Raw genomic sequence first — 15,056 nt, forward strand, 5'->3', positions numbered from 1 at the left:
GAGCCGGCTACTTCCCGACCGTCACCGTTGTGCTGGCGGTCGGCCCGGTGCCGGCCTTGCTCAGCGCAGCCACCCGCACCGTGTAGGTGCCCGCCGCCAGCTTGGCGACCGACTCGGTCAGGACTTTCGCGCTCACCTTCGCGGAGTGCTTCCCCGGCGCGAGCGTGACCAGGTATCCGCTCACCGGGGACGCCCCCGAGACCGAGTGCGGCGCCTGCCACGTGATCGTGACGGTCGATCCCTTCGCCTTCGCCGACAGCTGCGCGGGTGCCGCCGGCAGCGGGGTGGGACGGAACCAGGTGCTGCCGAAGCCGAGCGTGGCCTGTAGGGCACTGCCGGACAGCTGCACCGACGAGTGCGAACCGACCAGCGTCAGCTCGGTGACGCGGCCGCCCCACAAGCCGTCGCCGTCGCGGCCGGTGATGTCGATGTCCTCGAGCTTTCCGAGCTTCGGGTACGCCGCCTCGAGCGTGCTGGCCGCCACGCTGCGGGTCCAGGCGTGATCGGTGTTGGGGATCGCGCCGTCGTACGGGTCGGCCTCGCTGGGCAGGTAGGACACGCCGCCGGACACCGTCCAGCCGCCGTCCGCGGATGCGTACTGCGCCATGATCGCTCGGTTGTGCCCGTCCACGATCGTTTCGCCGGCCGTTGCGTTGACCGCGTTCGTGGTGCGCGCAGTTTCGATCCCGACGCCGCCGTAGGCCTGGTCGCGGGTGTCGCCGTCGACGTCGTACCAGCTGGCCTTCGGGTTGTTCAGCCCGTGCCGCGCGTAGGAACGCGAGGCGACCGCCTGGGCCTGCAACGCCGCGGTCGGCCATGACGACGACATCTCCGCCGGCACCACGGAGTAGAGGTACTGCTCGACGTTGACGTCGTTGACCGCTTCCATCGCTCCCGACTCGATCTCGGCTACTACCGAACCGCGGTAGCTGATCGGACCGCTCGGCGTCACGACGGGGATCTGCTCTGCCGTGTCACTGATGGTCGCGCCGGACCCGAACGTCTTGACGGTGTGCCACGTGCCCGAAACGCTCTCACGCAACAGCACCGAGGAGCCCTGCTTCTGCAGTCGCCAGCCGGCGATCGCCTTCTTCTTCGCGGTCTTCCTGGCGAGCACCAGAGTCTTGCCGCCGCTCGGCGTCACCGACAGCCCGAGCGCGGGCTTGACCTGGACATAACCGCGTCCCGACGCGTCGGTCGCGGACAAAAGCACGCGAATGGTGCGCTGCGTCGACTTCGTCGCCAGGGTCGTGTGGGGGTAGTAGAAGTGCAGGACCTGGTTCATCGACAGGTGGTCGACCTTCACCGCGCCATAGGCACCCCATTGCGACATGCCGTGACCGTGGCCGTTGCCCCGGCCATGAATCGTGTAGACGCCGCCCGGCGGCACCGGATAGACCTCGTGGCGGGCGGTCCCGGCCGCGTTCGCCGGGGTAGGCAAACCGGTCGTCAGGGCGAGCAGGACCGGCACGGACAGCGTCGCCGCCAACCCCAGAACCGCGGGCCGCGTGCGCCGATGGGCAGCGGAAGAATGCGTCACACCTGTCACAATCGTCCCAACCCTAGGGCGTCTTGACCCGATCTGCCGGTTCTTCGCCGGTCTCGAACGCGGCGTCCGCCAACCCTGAATCGACCTTCAGCGTCTCCTCAGCAACCGCGACCTATCCTGAGAATTGCATCGGCCGGGTTACCAGCCGTCTAACGAGGAGCAACTTTTTCGTGACGACCCCGCTGTCGTCCGCGCCGCCGCCACGCCCTCCGGAACGCTGGAGGCGGGTGCTGAAGTGGACGTCGATCACCGTCGCCGTCGTCGTCGTCCTCGCCGCGGGCGGCGGCTACCTGCTCTACCGGCACTTCACCGGCCAGATCACGACCGACCCGGTGGTCGTTCCACCGTCCGTTCAGAGCGCGGCCCCGAAGCTGGTCCAGAACGCCGAGAACTTCCTGCTCATGGGATCGGACAGCCGGCAGGGCGCGAGCGGCAGGGGTACCGGCGGCAGCTCGATCCAGGGCGCGCGATCCGACACGACGATCCTGCTGCACCTGTCGGCAGGCGGCCGCAAAGCCACGATGGTGAGCATCCCGCGCGACTCCTGGGTGCACATCCCGTCCTGCGTCATCGGGCCGAACGGCCAGAAGTCACAGCCGACGTGGGGGAAGTTCAACGAGGCGTTCTCGATCGGCGAACAAGCCGGCCCGAAGTACGCACCGAGCTGCGCGATCACGACGGTCGAGGCGCTCACCCACGTCCACATCGACCACTACGCGGTCATCAACTTCATCGGCTTCGAGAAGGTGGTCGACGCGCTCGGCGGCGTGCGGATGTGCGTCGCGACGCCGCTCGACGACCCGATCGTGCACACCGCGGACGGTTATCACGGCAGCGGGCTGAAGCTGCCGGCCGGCCAGAACGTCGAGATCGACGGCACGCAAGCGCTCGCGTTGATGCGTGCGCGCTACGCGCTCGACGGAGGCGGTGACCTGCCGCGGATCAAGCGCCAGCAGGAGTTCATCGGCGCGGTGATCCGCAAGGCGTTCAGCACCGGGCTGCTGCTCGATCCGTTCAAGCTGGCCAAGGTGATCGATGCCGGCACGAAGTCCCTCCAGACCGATGGCTTCGGCCTGCGGGACATGATCCGGCTCGCGAGGGCGATCCACGGCGCCGGGGCGAACGGCATCCAGCTGTTGACCGTGCCGCTCGACAACGTCCTTCCGCCCGGGGTGCCGACCGCGGACGTCGCGTGGGACCCGGTGAAGTCGACCGAGTTGTTCAACGCGATCCGGCACGACCGGCCGATCCCGAACAGCGCCAAGGCGAGCAGGGCATCCGGCCCGCCGCTCACGATCCCGCCGAGCGACATCAATGTCGTCGTGGAGAACGGCACGACCGAGAGCGGCCTCGCCCACCAGGTCGCGGAAGCGTTGACCGCCAAGGGATTTCACGTGGTCAGCACCGGCAAGGCGGCGCAGCGCAACTACACCTCGACGCTGGTGGAGTACGGCACCGACAAGATCCAGTCGTCTCAGACCGTGACGGAGTCGATCCCGGGCGCAACCAGCAAGCTGGCGCTACAACCGGGCGCGACCGTCACCGTCATCGTCGGCAGTAACTACACGACGGTCCGCGCAGTCAAAATCAGCAGCGGTTCCCAGTCGACGATCGCTCCGACCACAGCGAGCCACGAAGGGTGCCTCAGCTAGCTGCGCCTCGCGTCATCGGCGGCGGCGTGGCACTGCCCGGTCTGGCAGTGCTCACTTCGCCACCGACCGCCACGAGGACAGGAAGCCGGCGCCCCACGACATGTGCATCGTGGCGATGACACCGGGAAGCGCGAGCCGGGAGCGGAGCGGCAGGCCGCGCCCGACGACCAGCGAACCGACCAGGACGAGGAGCAGGTAGCCGCCCGGCACTGTCAACGCCCACAGCGACAGAAACGTCGAAAGTATGAGACCCGCAGCCACCCCGACCAACGCCGCGGGTGGGGCTAGATAGCGAAGGTTGACCGAACCAGGATGAGTACGAATCACCTCTCGTCGCCAGCGACCGTAGTGGAAATACTGCTGGGCGAGCGCGGCCAAGGAGTGCCGCGGCCGGTAGGAGACCGACAGGGTCGGCGAGAACCACACCAGCCCGCCGGTGGAGCGAATCCGGTAGTTCATCTCCCAGTCCTGCGCGCGCGCAAAGGTCTCGTCGTACCCGCCGACTCGCTCGAGCGCGGTACGGCGGAACACCCCGAGGTAGACCGTGTCCGCTGGGCCCTCCGTTCCCCCGACGTGGAACGGCGCGTTGCCGACGCCCAGCTTGCTGGTCATAGCCGCCGCGATCGCGCGCTCGAGGCCGGTCTCGCCCCGAGCGGACATCAGCCCACCGACGTTGTCGGCGCCGGTGCGCTCGAGGGTGTCCACGGCGTTGCGCAGGTAGTCCGCCGGAATCACCGAGTGCCCGTCGACACGCGCCACGATCGGGAACCGGCTCGCGGCGACCGCAAGGTTCAGCCCGTTCGGTGTGCGCCCGGTCGGGTTCGCGACGAGGCTCACCCGCGGATCGTCCGCGAGCTCCTTCGCGACCGCGTCGGACCGGTCGCGCGAAGGGCCGAGCGCCAGCACGACTTCGAGTTCGCCCGGGTAGTCCTGGTCCAGCACCGATCGGACCGCCGAGCGCAGATGGCGCTCCTCGTTGAGCACCGGGAGAACGACGGACACGGCCGGCATGGGCTGCGGTGTGGCGCTGGTCATCCCGCGGCACGCTACCGCGTGGCGTCCCGGGCGATCACGACGCACTCACCTAGCATCGATTCCGGGTCGGCCCCATATGTCCCCATCGTCGGAGGTTCCAGCAAGTGAGCGGAACGCACGACGGGCCCTGGCACGACTCCGGGCGCGACTCCGAGCACGGCTCAGGGGCGCAGACCCGCACCCTTCCGCCGGAGCTCGACCCGCGCCGCCCGCCGACCCGCAGCCGGCCCGGCGGACCGCCGAAGCCGCCGCGCCCGCCGGGCCGCCGCCGCGGCCTGCGCGGCATCCGTGACTGGTCGCGCAAGCGCCTGCTCGCCACGATCGCCGGCGTGACGGCCGTGGTGGTTGTCCTCGTCTTCGGCGTCGGCGCATTGATGGGGTTGTCGATCCTGGACAAGATCCACAAGATCAACCCGTTCCCGTCCGGGCCACGCCCGAGCGGCGGCGCGGTCGGCGACCTCAACATCCTCATCGTCGGTTCCGACAGCCGGGCCGGGCTGACCAAGGCGCAGGAGAAGAACCTGCACGTCGGCCACGATGCCGGGCAGCGCTCCGACACCATGATCCTGCTGCACATCCCTGCCGGCGGCGGCAAGGCGGACATGGTCAGCCTGCCACGCGACTCCTACGTGACGATTCCGGCGCACCGCTCGGATGGCCACCTGGTGCCGGCGCAGATGAACAAGCTGAACGCGGCGTACTCCCTCGGTGGCCCGAAGCTGACCATCCAGACGGTCGAGTACAACACCCACGTCCGGATCGACCACTACCTCGAGATCAACTTCCTCGGCTTCGTCAACATGGTGAACTCGCTGGGCGGAGTGAACATCTGCAACGCCAAACCGATCAACGACCCGGTGCACTACGACTCGGCAACCGGCGGGTACGTCGGCAGCGGGCTGAACCTTCCCGCCGGCACGAGCCATCTGACCGGACGGACTGCGCTGGAGTACGTGCGGGCCCGCGAGTTCGATCCCGCGCAAGGCGACCTCGGCCGGATCCAGCGTCAGCAGAAGTTCATGGCCGCCATGATGAACAAGGCCGAGAGCGCCGGCGTACTGCTCAACCTGCCGAAGCTCGACGGGTTCCTCAAGAGCGTCGCGAGCTCGATCACGACCGACAAGGGTTTCGGCATCTCGCAGATCATCCGGCTGGCACGGACGCTGCACTCGATGTCACCGAAGAACGTCAACCTGCTGACGGTCCCGCTGTCGAACACCGCTCTCGCGACACCGGTCGGCTCGGCAGTGAAGTGGGACCCGGTGCTGTCCAAGCGGCTGTTCAACGACTTCACCCAGGACAAGCCGATCACCAACGTCACCAGGCCGATGCGGCTCACCATCCCGCCGTCGGACATCGCGGTGAAGGTGCTGAACGCGACCGCCCAGAGCGGGCTCGCCGCGTCCACGGCGCAGTCGCTGTCCGGCCTCGGGTTCCTCGTCAGCTCGACCGGCAACGCACCGAAGGGTTCGAACCCCGACCAGACGGTCGTGCTCTATGGCCCGTCTCGGACCGAGTCCGAGAAGACGGTCGTGGCCTCCGTTCCCGGGTCGATTGCTCGCGAGGACAACGCGTTGGGCAACAAGATCGAGCTGCTGGTCGGCTCGAACTTCTCCGGCGTGAAGCACGTCAAGATCTCCAGCGCCACCGACATCCCGTCGGTCCGAACAGGGGCGTCGAACCCATGCAGCTGAAACGAGCCTTCCCCGCGGTCGCCGCAGTCGTCGCGCTCCTCACCGTCGCCGGATGCAACGGCAGCGGCTCCAACAACGCGGGCAACCTGACCCAGCCCTCGAGCTCGCCGTCCGCGGGTGCCTCGGGCCAGCCGGCCGCCAAGCCGACCTGCCCACTGACCGGCGCGCCGATCAAGAAGGGTGAGTCGGTCACCGGGCCGGCGGTCGCCGTCAAGATCGACAACGTCTCGGAGGCGTTGCCGCAGGGCGGGGACAACCGCGCCGACATCGTCGTCGAGGAGCTCGTCGAGGGCGGGCTGACCCGGTTGATGGCGATCTTCCAGTGCAACTCGGCGCCGCTGATCGGCCCGATCCGCTCGGCCCGGATCACGGATGCCAACCTGCTGGCTCTGCTCCACGGCAGCATCCTGGCGTTCTCCGGAGCGAACCCGAAGGACCTGCCGCCGATCGAGGCGCACGGTGACGCGGCGCTGATCTCGCAGGACAACGACCCGCAGTACTTCACGCGAAACCTCTCGCGGCCTGCACCGCACAACGTGTTCTCGTCGACCAAGCAGTTGATCAAGGCAGGGCTGCAGCGACGGCCACACCTGACCGCGCCGAAGCCGCTGTTCAGCTACGGCCCGATCGACCCGCTGTCCAAGCGAGCGCGGCAGATCCACCTCACCTGGCCGGCCGCGACCGCGATCTGGACCTGGTCGAAGGGCGCCTGGCTGCGCACGCAGGACGGCGCCGCGGACATCCTGACCAACCGTCACCAGGTCAGCGCGACGAACGTCGTGATCATGTCCGTCAACATCGCCAGCACCGGTCTGCACGACGTACTCGGCAACCCCGTCCCGCTCGACGTCACAGTCGGCAGCAACCCGGTGTGGGTCGCGCGGAACGGCAAGATGGTGAAGGGCACGTGGAAGCGGCCGAAGATCACCTCACCGCTCACGCTGCTCGACAGCCAGGGCCACGTGATCAAGCTCGCGCCGGGCCGGACCTGGATCGAGCTGCTGCCGAAACCGGGCAAGCCGTCCCGGCACTGAGCATCGAGTCAGACGCCCGCCGAAGGGCAGAGGTCAGGTGCGCTCGGCCTGGTGCCGCGCGGCCAGCGACTTGACGTTTCGGGGCAGCTTGCCGCTCGCGAGGTCGGCCACCGTGACGTTCTCCAGCACTTCGCGCAAGCTGCCGCGGACCGCCATCCAGACCTCGCGCAGAGCCTCCGCGGCGCCCGGGTAGCTCAGCTCGGTGAGGCTGAGGTCACGGACGTTCGCCAGCGGGCCGTCGACCGCACGGATGACGTCGGCGAGCGCGATCTGGCTGGCCGGCCGGCTGAGCACATAGCCGCCGTCGCGACCGCGCTGGCTGCGCACCAGATGCGAGTTGCGTAGCTCGCGCAAGATGCCGAGCAGGAAGTTCAACGGGATGTCCTGCGCGGTCGAGATCTGCTCGGCCTTGACCGCCGAGCCGTGCTCTCCGGCGACGGCGAGCTCCGCCATCGCTCGGATCGCATAGTCGGACTTCGCAGAGATACGCACCTAGGCAGTCTCCCGCACGGACGCGGTTTTCATCGCGTTCGCCGCGTTCCTGACCCTCAGCGGCTGCGACGGCGGAGGAAGAAAGCGGCTACCACGATCACGACCCCGGCGACGGCCGCGAGCTGGGCCGGCGGCCGCGAGGACAACGAGTCGACCTGACGGCGGAACAACTCGCTGCTGCGCGAGGCGAACCGCTTCGGGCTGACCCGGTCGGCGATCGCGTCGATCGTGTCGGCAAGCTCCGCGCGGGTCTGCTCGATGTCGTGCTCGATGACCTCTGGGTCCCGACTCGGCGCCACGGCTCCTCCAACGTCTCGATCCGTTCCTGTTCAGACTAGTGTCGCCAGCCCGAGGTGCCCCAAAGCCGCGGTCGTGCAAAGCAAGTAACGTCACGTCCCATGCGACTGTCACCTGGCGATCCTGCCCCGGCTTTCAGCCTGCTCGACGCCGACGAGGAGAAGCGGACCCTCAAGGAGTTCCGCGGCCATAACCTGGTCATCTACTTCTATCCGGCCGCGCTGACCCCCGGCTGCACGAAGCAGGCCTGCGACTTCCGCGACAACCTGAAGCTGCTGGCCGGCTCCGACTACGACGTCATCGGCATCTCCCCCGACAAACCGGCAAAGCTGCGCAAGTTCCGGGAGACGCACGACCTGACCTTCCCCCTGCTGTCCGACCCGGATCGCGACGCGCTCTCGGCGTACGGCGCATGGGGCGAGAAGACGATGTACGGCAAGAAGGTGACCGGGGTGATCCGGTCGACCTTCGTGGTCGACGGCAAGGGACGGATCGTCCATGCCTGGTACAACGTGAAGGCGACCGGCCACGTCGCGAAGCTGCTCCGGGACCTCGGGATGGACGCACCCGAGCACGCATGAGTCGCAATGAATGACGAGGGCGCGGAGTCGGCGAGCCGGGCGGCGTTGCGAGCGCGTCTCGCCGCTGCGGACGCTTCGAACCGGCAGGTCCAGCGTGCTCTTCACGACGGCGTGCAACAGGACCTGATTGCGCTGTCGGTTCAGCTCCAGCTGGCCCGGCGGCTGGCCGACTCCGACCCGGCCGCCGCAAGCACGTTGCTCGACGAGATGGGCGACGAGGTGCGGGCCGCGCTGCGCCGGGTTCAGCAGCTGGGTGAGGAGATCTACCCCGCGATGCTGGATGCGCGCGGGCTGCCCGATGCGCTGGCGGCGGTCGCTGCCGCTGTTGGCGTCCCCGCCGGCGTCGAAGACGCCGGCGTCGGCCGCCTGGCTGCGGAGGTCGAGCTGGCCCTGTACTTCTGCGGCCGGGCGGCGCTGGAGAACGTTGCCGCCCACGCTGGTGCAAGCGCGCACGCAACGATCCGCCTCCACCGGACCGGGAGCGCGGTCGGCATCGAGATTGCGGACGACGGCGACGGCTTTGACCCCGCCGACCGCCCGCCCACCGGCGGGCTGTCCTCGGCGCGCGACCGAATGGCGGCGCTCGACGGGCAGCTGACGATTCGCTCGCAGCCCGGAGAAGGAACCCGGGTCGAGGCGACGGTTCCGATCTAGGACGTGCCGTCGGTGAGGTAGACGAGAACCGCCTTAACCCGCTTGTGCACGGACGGTTCCCATGCGAGGCCGAGCTTCATGAAGATCGAATGGATCGCGTTCTCCACCGACCGCTCGGTGAGCACCAGGGCGGCCGCAATACCCGCGTTGTTGCTCCCTTCGGCCATTTCGCGCAGCACGTCCAGCTCGCGCGGAGTCAGCTCGTGCAGTGGCGACTCCGCCACCCTGACCTTGTCGGCCACGAGCGCCTCGACGACCGCCGGGTCGATCACCGACCCGCCCTCGGCGACGGTGCGGATCGCGCCGAGCAACTCCGCCACGTCGTCGACGCGTTCCTTCAGGAGGTAAGCGCGCCGCGTGGTGCCGTTCTCGAGCAGCGCCAGGGCATAGCGGGGTTCGGCGTACTGGCTGAGCACGACAACACCGACCGAGGGGTACGTCTCGCGGATCCGTTCGGCCGCCTGGATGCCTTCGTCGAGCCCGGTCGGCGGCATCCGGATGTCGGTGACCACGACATCGGGTTGCACGGTATCGACCGCTGCGAGCAACGAGTCGAGGTCGTCGCAGACCGCCACGACCTCGAGGTCGGCCTCCGTCTCGAGCAGGCGCCGCACGCCCTCGCGTACCAGGTAGTGGTCGTCGGCCAGCACCACCCGGATCGCCACGCGCCAACGATAGGTGGCCGCACGTCCGTCGACTAGACGAGAAGCGCCGGGTGCACAACCATGCCGCCATGACGGCGGAACTGGTCCTGGTCATCGACGACAACGAGCGGAACTCGAAGCTGGTCCGGGACGTGCTCGAAGCCGCCGGGTTACGGACCATGTCGGCCTTGACGGCGACGGATGGCCTGGCCCTCGCCCGCGACCGGCAGCCGGACCTTGTGCTGATGGACCTGCGACTGCCCGATCTCGACGGGTTCACCGCGCGACAGAAGCTCCTCGAGGATCCGCGTACGGCGGGCATCCCGGTGGTGGCGGTCAGCGCCATTCCGCTCAGCCACGCCGGCGACACGTGGCGCGGTGCCGGATTCGCCGGATATGTCGAGAAACCCCTCGACGTTCTCGCGCTCCCGGACCGGGTGCGGGGCTACATCGCGGGCACCACGGGGCCAGCCCTCAGCTGAAATCAGGTGCTGGCCCCCTTTCAATCGCCTCGTCACCGGTGCCACGCTGCCGGTGCAGTCACCCAGGAGAGAGGGGGAGCCATGAAGCGCACGCTTGCAGGTATCGCCGCCGCGGCCGCCGTGACCGCGGGTCTCGCCGGATGCGGCACGTCGAGCGCGAGCACCGCGCAGAACGCGCTCATCCAGAAGGATGCCAACCTCTACCAGATCGACCAGATCGAGCGAACCTGGCACGAGGCGGCATCCACCCACAACGTGAACCTCATGATGACCGTGTTCGCGCCGGGCGCAGTGCTCAACATCGGCGGCAAGTCCTACACCGGCAAATCTCAGATCCGGAACTTCTTTCAGGAGTACAACACCTCCTTCCAGCCGACCACCGACTGGGTTGCCGACACACCATCGTTCAAGATGCGCACCACGGTGAACGGTGACAAGGGAACGCTGTACTTCGAGTGCGACTACATCGACGTCAAGACCGGCAAGGTCACCGACGTCGTAGGTGTGGACCACGACGTGCAGAAGATCAACGGCAAGTGGCTGGTCGTGTCGTCGGTCGCCTCGACGCCGACCCTCAGTCGTTGACCGGTCCGGTCGATGACGGCCATCGAGACGATTGATTCACCCCCGGCTCCATCACAGAACCGCACGAACCCCCCGATGGACAACCGGGTCGTCCGCGCGGTCGCTGGCGTGCCGGCGAATGTGCGAACCAAGCTCCTTGCCGCCTTCCTGATCATCGCGGCACTGCTGGTCCTCGTCGGGGTCCTCGGCCTGCGGTTCCTCGGCCAGTCGAACGCGCGCGTGCACCGCCTCGGCGCATTGCAGGTCCGATCGGAGCGTTACCAGGACCTCGAGACCCAGGCCAACGAACTTCGCCAGATGCTGGGCAAACGCGGCAGCGCCGATCGTGGCCTCGCCACGCTGACCGGCGCGAAGACGTCAGGAATCGGCGGTCGCGGTTGGTACCGCGTCGACGGCACGATCGCCTTCGCGCTGTCACTGCTCGAACCATCGACCACCGAGGCGCAGTTCGGGTTCGTACCGTCCCCCGCGGATGAACAGACGATTCAGCAGATCCGCGATGAGTATCACGCGTTCACGCAGGCACTCTCGGGTCTCTCGAGACTCGACGCTGCCGGCCGGTCCGGACAACAGGTGCGAACGGAGCTGAGCAACGCCATCACGGCCGACAACGCGCTGTTCGCATTGACCAGCGAGCTCGCCGACCGAACGAGCGCTCAGACCACCGCGCTCATCGCGGCCAACCGCCGGGCGTACCTGTCCTCGCGCAACATCTTCCTCGCGGTCGGCGGGGTCAGTGTCGCGCTCGCGCTCGGGCTCGGACTGATCATCTCGTGGTCGCTGATCGGACCCATCCTGCGTACCGAGACCCGCCTTGCCGAGATTGCGGCCGGTGACTTCACCGGCCATCTCGACGTACCGAACCGCGATGAGCTGGGCTCACTCAGCGCGAACGTCAACCGCATGAACGACGAGCTTCGCCGGCTCTACGGCGAGCTCGAGTCCGCCAGCAGACACAAGAGCGAGTTCCTCGCGAACATGTCGCACGAGCTGCGAACGCCGTTGAACGCGATCATCGGGTTCTCGCAGGTGCTTCGCGAACGCCTGTTCGGCGACATCAACGACAAGCAGGAGGAGTATCTCGACGACATCCTGTCCTCGGGCAACCATCTGCTCTCGCTGATCAACGACGTACTCGATCTGTCGAAGGTCGAAGCTGGCCAGATCCACCTCGACATCGCCGCGTTCTCGCTGCACGAGGCGTTGCAGCACGGGGTCACGATGGTGCGCGAGCGGGCGACGAACAGCAGCATCCGCCTGTCGACCGAGCTCGCCGACGACGTCGATCTCGTGAACGGCGACGAACGCCGGGTCCGCCAGATCGTGTTCAACCTGCTCTCCAACGCCGTCAAGTTCACTCCCGCCGGCGGATCCGTGGTCCTCGAGTCGGCTCAGGTGGACGGCATGGTGGAGGTGTCCGTCACCGACACGGGCCCAGGAGTAGCCCCCGAGGACCAGGAGCGGATCTTCGAGGAGTTCCAACAGACCGACGTCGGCGTTCAGCAACGCGAGGGAACCGGGCTCGGGCTGGCCCTGTCGAAGCGGCTGGTCGAGCTGCACGGCGGCCGGATCTGGCTGGAAAGCGAGGTCGGTCACGGCAGCCGCTTCGCGTTCACCCTGCCGGTTGCGGAGGTGACGTCTTGACCGGCGAGCAGATCCTCGTGGTCGAGGACAACGACAAGAACATGAAGCTCATCCGCGACGTTCTGACTGCCCGCGGCTACCTCCCGATCGAAGCCACCTCCGGCGAGGAGGCCATCGACCTTGCACGCAGCGAGCGCCCCTCGCTGCTGCTGATGGACGTGCAGCTGCCCGGCATCACCGGTGTCGAAGCGCTCGTCCGGCTGCGCGCCGACGACCGGACCGCCTCGATCCCGGTGCTCGCGCTGACCGCGCAGGCGATGCACGGCGACCGTGAACGCTTTCTCGAGGCCGGCTTCGACGGCTACATCTCGAAGCCGGTTGACATCCTTGATCTCCTTCGGACGGTGCAGGAGTTCTGTGAACGTGACCAGTGACCAGAAAGCCAAGATCCTCGTCGTCGACGACGTTCCGGCCAACGTTCGGTTGCTCGAGGCGGTCCTCACGCCCAGCGGCTACGACGTGATCGGTGCCGCTGATGGGCACCGCGCCCTCGAGCTGGTCGAGTCCGACCAGCCGGACCTGGTCCTGCTGGACGTGATGATGCCCGGGATTGACGGCTACGAAGTGTGCCGGCGGATTCGTGCATCCGAGCGGACTGCCGTACTGCCCGTGGTGATGGTCACGTCGAGCGAGGTGCGGGAGAAGACCGACGCCATCGAGGCGGGCGCCGACGACTTCATCCCCAAGCCGTTCCAGCGCGACGAGCTGCTGACCCGCGTCCGGTCCCTGCTGCGGATCAAGCGCTACCACGACACGATCAAGGCCCAGGCGGTCGAGCTTGCCGCGCTCAACCAGACCCTTGCCGAGCGCGTCGAGGCACAGGTCGAGGAGCTCGAGCGGCTGCGCCGGCTGCGGAGGTTCCTGTCGCCACAGCTGGCCGAGGTGATCGTTTCGTCCGGCGACGAGTCGATCCTGCAAAGCCACCGCCGGCAGGTGGCGATGTTCTTCGCCGACCTCCGCGGGTGGACCCACTTCGTGGACTCGGTCGAACCGGAGGAGCTGACCCGGGTGCTCCGCGAGTTCCATCACGAGATCGGCCTGCTCGTGAAGCGCTTCGACGCAACCGTCGGCTTCCTGGAAGGCGACGGCGTCCAGCTGTTCTTCAACGATCCGATCGAGATGCCGGACGCCGCGTTGCGTGCCGTAGCGCTGGGCTGCGCGCTACGCGAGGCGATGGCCGAGCTGACCACGCGCTGGCACAAGCGAGGCTACGACCTCGACTTCGGCGCCGGGCTCGCGCTCGGCTACGCAACCTGTGGAGAGGTGGGCTTCGAGGGGCGATCGGACTACGCGGCGATCGGCACCGTCACCAACCTCGCCTCGCGACTCGCCGACGAGGCCACCGGTGGCCAGATCCTGATCACGCAGCGGCTCTACGCCGAGGTGGAGGACGCTGTCGACGCCGAACCGGTCGGACCATTCACGCTCAAGGGCTTCAAGCAACCGGTCGCGGCGTTCAACGTCACCGCGGTGCGACAGAGCGAGTTCTGAGCGCCCGCCAGACCGAGCGGACGAGTGACGGGTCGGTCCACAGCACGGACAGGGCCCAGATCGGGCTGAACGAGCTGGCGAACACCGCCGCCGCCTGCCGCGAGGTGAGCTTGTCCATCCGGCGGATCACCCGGTCCCAGTCCGCGTCGCCGAACCGGCAGATCCGCTCGTTGACGGCGTAGGAAATTCGCAGGTCGCGACCGCTCATCCGCCGCCACTCGCGCGGGTACGACGCCATCCCGCGCGCGGTGTAGTCGCCGCCGGCACCCACGATCGCCCGGCCCGCGCCTCGACCGGCGTGGATCGCGTAGCGGATCCCTTCACCGAGCAACGTCGAGCCCTGTCCGGCGGCGTCTCCGGTGACGACGATGCCGTCTGCGACCAGCTGGGTCGCGTTCGGCTTGAGCACCGGCATGAGCCCGCTGTGCATCTCCAGCGGGCCGGACCCGGCCGTCGGACCGACCAGCCGGGTGAACTCCTCGCGGAGGCCGGCCAGCAGGACTCTGGGCTCGGCGTCGCTGTCCGGTCGCACCACCCCGACGCCGAGGCGGACCCGCCCGTCACCGCAGGGGAACGCCCAGCCGTAGCCACCGGGCGCGACGGCGTCGCCGAGCCAGAAGACAACTTCGTCCTGGTCGTACGCCGGACTGTGCAGCTCGAGCTCCATGCCGACCGCGCTGCGCTCGTTCCCGGCGCGCAGCCCCGTGTCGCGAGCCAGGAAGCCGGTGTGCCCGCTCGCGTCGACGACGACGTGCGAGGTCAGGTCGTAGCGGCCGCGAAACGGGTCGCGAGCCGAGACGCCGCGCACCCTACCGTTGCGCAGCGGGCCCTCGACGTGCGCGCGCAACCTGATCTCGGCGCCGGCCTCGATCGCCTGCTGGGCCAGCCACTGATAGGTCGCCCGGACGTCGAGTACGCACCCGACCGCCTTGCGGTAGGTCTTCAACGCCTCGGTCGTCGGACCGATCACCCGGATCCGGTGGATCGGGTGGTAGCAACGCTCGGGCACCCCCAAGGCACGAAGCGGCTTGATGAAGCTGCCGCCGCTGGTGCGGACCGGTTCACCGATCGCGTGCCCCCGCTCGAGGACGACGACGCGCAGCCCGCCTTTCGCCGCCTCGGCCGCTGCCGCCAGCCCGGCCGGGCCGCCGCCGACAACGGCGACGTCGACCTCCGGCACCGGCTGCGCTGCCATTCGCGTCTCACTCCTGTCCGCGCTGGT

16 protein-coding genes are annotated in these 15,056 nt (G+C 68.2%); 10 read left to right on the forward strand and 6 right to left on the reverse strand.

The window, feature by feature from the left end:
* Positions 1-7 precede the first annotated feature (7 nt).
* Positions 8-1,540: a SpoIID/LytB domain-containing protein gene (locus tag VME70_14965; GenBank protein ID HTW21498.1), complete on the reverse strand. Its 1,533-nt coding sequence runs from the start codon at positions 1,538-1,540 to the stop codon at positions 8-10.
* A 179-nt stretch (positions 1,541-1,719) separates the two neighbouring features.
* Here VME70_14965 and VME70_14970 point away from each other — a divergent pair, with 179 nt between their 5' ends.
* Positions 1,720-3,201, forward strand: a complete 1,482-nt coding sequence (locus tag VME70_14970; GenBank protein HTW21499.1) for an LCP family protein — start codon at positions 1,720-1,722, stop codon at positions 3,199-3,201.
* A gap of 51 nt (positions 3,202-3,252) precedes the next feature.
* Here the strand turns inward: VME70_14970 and VME70_14975 are convergent, their stop codons facing one another.
* On the reverse strand, positions 3,253-4,236 hold the full coding sequence (locus VME70_14975; GenBank protein ID HTW21500.1) for a glycosyltransferase family 2 protein: 984 nt from the start codon (positions 4,234-4,236) through the stop codon (positions 3,253-3,255).
* Positions 4,237-4,340: 104 nt separating this feature from the next.
* Here VME70_14975 and VME70_14980 point away from each other — a divergent pair, with 104 nt between their 5' ends.
* Positions 4,341-5,930 carry an LCP family protein gene (locus tag VME70_14980; protein HTW21501.1) on the forward strand — a complete coding sequence of 530 codons (1,590 nt, stop codon included), beginning with the start codon at positions 4,341-4,343 and terminating at the stop codon, positions 5,928-5,930.
* Positions 5,921-6,964 carry a DUF3048 domain-containing protein gene (locus VME70_14985; GenBank protein HTW21502.1) on the forward strand — a complete coding sequence of 348 codons (1,044 nt, stop codon included), beginning with the start codon at positions 5,921-5,923 and terminating at the stop codon, positions 6,962-6,964. Before VME70_14980 ends, VME70_14985 begins: the two co-directional genes overlap by 10 nt.
* A gap of 33 nt (positions 6,965-6,997) precedes the next feature.
* Here VME70_14985 and VME70_14990 read toward each other — a convergent pair whose 3' ends face one another.
* Positions 6,998-7,456: an Rrf2 family transcriptional regulator gene (locus VME70_14990; protein HTW21503.1), complete on the reverse strand. Its 459-nt coding sequence runs from the start codon at positions 7,454-7,456 to the stop codon at positions 6,998-7,000.
* A 56-nt stretch (positions 7,457-7,512) separates the two neighbouring features.
* Positions 7,513-7,755, reverse strand: a complete 243-nt coding sequence (locus VME70_14995; protein HTW21504.1) for a DUF3618 domain-containing protein — start codon at positions 7,753-7,755, stop codon at positions 7,513-7,515.
* A 99-nt stretch (positions 7,756-7,854) separates the two neighbouring features.
* Here VME70_14995 and bcp point away from each other — a divergent pair, with 99 nt between their 5' ends.
* Positions 7,855-8,334, forward strand: a complete 480-nt coding sequence (gene bcp / locus VME70_15000) for a thioredoxin-dependent thiol peroxidase (protein ID HTW21505.1) — start codon at positions 7,855-7,857, stop codon at positions 8,332-8,334.
* A gap of 6 nt (positions 8,335-8,340) precedes the next feature.
* Positions 8,341-8,988, forward strand: coding sequence for an ATP-binding protein (locus tag VME70_15005; GenBank protein ID HTW21506.1), 648 nt, complete (start codon positions 8,341-8,343; stop codon positions 8,986-8,988).
* On the opposite strand, the gene VME70_15010 is transcribed toward VME70_15005, so the two are convergent.
* Complete coding sequence (locus VME70_15010; GenBank protein HTW21507.1) at positions 8,985-9,653, reverse strand: response regulator transcription factor; 669 nt, start codon at positions 9,651-9,653, stop codon at positions 8,985-8,987. The genes VME70_15005 and VME70_15010 overlap by 4 nt on opposite strands.
* Positions 9,654-9,721: 68 nt before the next feature.
* Between VME70_15010 and VME70_15015 the strand changes: the two genes are divergently transcribed.
* The 5 genes from VME70_15015 to VME70_15035 all read left to right on the forward strand — a co-directional run bounded on the left by VME70_15015 (position 9,722) and on the right by VME70_15035 (position 13,834).
* A complete protein-coding gene (locus tag VME70_15015) occupies positions 9,722-10,114 on the forward strand; it encodes a response regulator (protein HTW21508.1) in 393 nt (130 codons plus the stop codon).
* An 81-nt stretch (positions 10,115-10,195) separates the two neighbouring features.
* Positions 10,196-10,699 carry a nuclear transport factor 2 family protein gene (locus tag VME70_15020; protein HTW21509.1) on the forward strand — a complete coding sequence of 168 codons (504 nt, stop codon included), beginning with the start codon at positions 10,196-10,198 and terminating at the stop codon, positions 10,697-10,699.
* A 75-nt stretch (positions 10,700-10,774) separates the two neighbouring features.
* Positions 10,775-12,343 (forward strand): HAMP domain-containing sensor histidine kinase, encoded by a 1,569-nt coding sequence (locus tag VME70_15025; GenBank protein ID HTW21510.1) that lies wholly within the window; start codon positions 10,775-10,777, stop codon positions 12,341-12,343.
* A complete protein-coding gene (locus tag VME70_15030) occupies positions 12,340-12,717 on the forward strand; it encodes a response regulator (GenBank protein HTW21511.1) in 378 nt (125 codons plus the stop codon). The genes VME70_15025 and VME70_15030 overlap by 4 nt, the downstream gene beginning before the upstream one ends.
* Entirely contained in the window at positions 12,701-13,834 is a 1,134-nt protein-coding gene (locus VME70_15035) for a response regulator (protein HTW21512.1), read from the forward strand. Before VME70_15030 ends, VME70_15035 begins: the two co-directional genes overlap by 17 nt.
* Here VME70_15035 and VME70_15040 read toward each other — a convergent pair.
* Positions 13,806-15,029 (reverse strand): NAD(P)/FAD-dependent oxidoreductase, encoded by a 1,224-nt coding sequence (locus tag VME70_15040; protein ID HTW21513.1) that lies wholly within the window; start codon positions 15,027-15,029, stop codon positions 13,806-13,808. The genes VME70_15035 and VME70_15040 overlap by 29 nt on opposite strands.
* Positions 15,030-15,056: the final 27 nt, after the last annotated feature.

It is taken from the genome of Mycobacteriales bacterium (assembly GCA_035504215.1).
Classification (GTDB): domain Bacteria; phylum Actinomycetota; class Actinomycetes; order JAFAQI01; family JAFAQI01; genus DATAUK01.

What these genes read in the sequence shown, in the direction of transcription:
- VME70_15025 (HTW21510.1), top strand. Translation starts at nt 10,775, where the DNA reads ATGGACAACCGGGTCGTCCGCGCGGTCGCTGGCGTGCCGGCGAATGTG.
- VME70_14985 (HTW21502.1), top strand. Translation starts at nt 5,921, where the DNA reads ATGCAGCTGAAACGAGCCTTCCCCGCGGTCGCCGCAGTCGTCGCGCTC.
- VME70_15005 (HTW21506.1), top strand. Translation starts at nt 8,341, where the DNA reads ATGAATGACGAGGGCGCGGAGTCGGCGAGCCGGGCGGCGTTGCGAGCG.
- VME70_15020 (HTW21509.1), top strand. Translation starts at nt 10,196, where the DNA reads ATGAAGCGCACGCTTGCAGGTATCGCCGCCGCGGCCGCCGTGACCGCG.
- bcp (HTW21505.1), top strand. Translation starts at nt 7,855, where the DNA reads ATGCGACTGTCACCTGGCGATCCTGCCCCGGCTTTCAGCCTGCTCGAC.
- VME70_15015 (HTW21508.1), top strand. Translation starts at nt 9,722, where the DNA reads ATGACGGCGGAACTGGTCCTGGTCATCGACGACAACGAGCGGAACTCG.
- VME70_15040 (HTW21513.1), bottom strand. Translation starts at nt 15,029, where the DNA reads ATGGCAGCGCAGCCGGTGCCGGAGGTCGACGTCGCCGTTGTCGGCGGC.
- VME70_14975 (HTW21500.1), bottom strand. Translation starts at nt 4,236, where the DNA reads ATGACCAGCGCCACACCGCAGCCCATGCCGGCCGTGTCCGTCGTTCTC.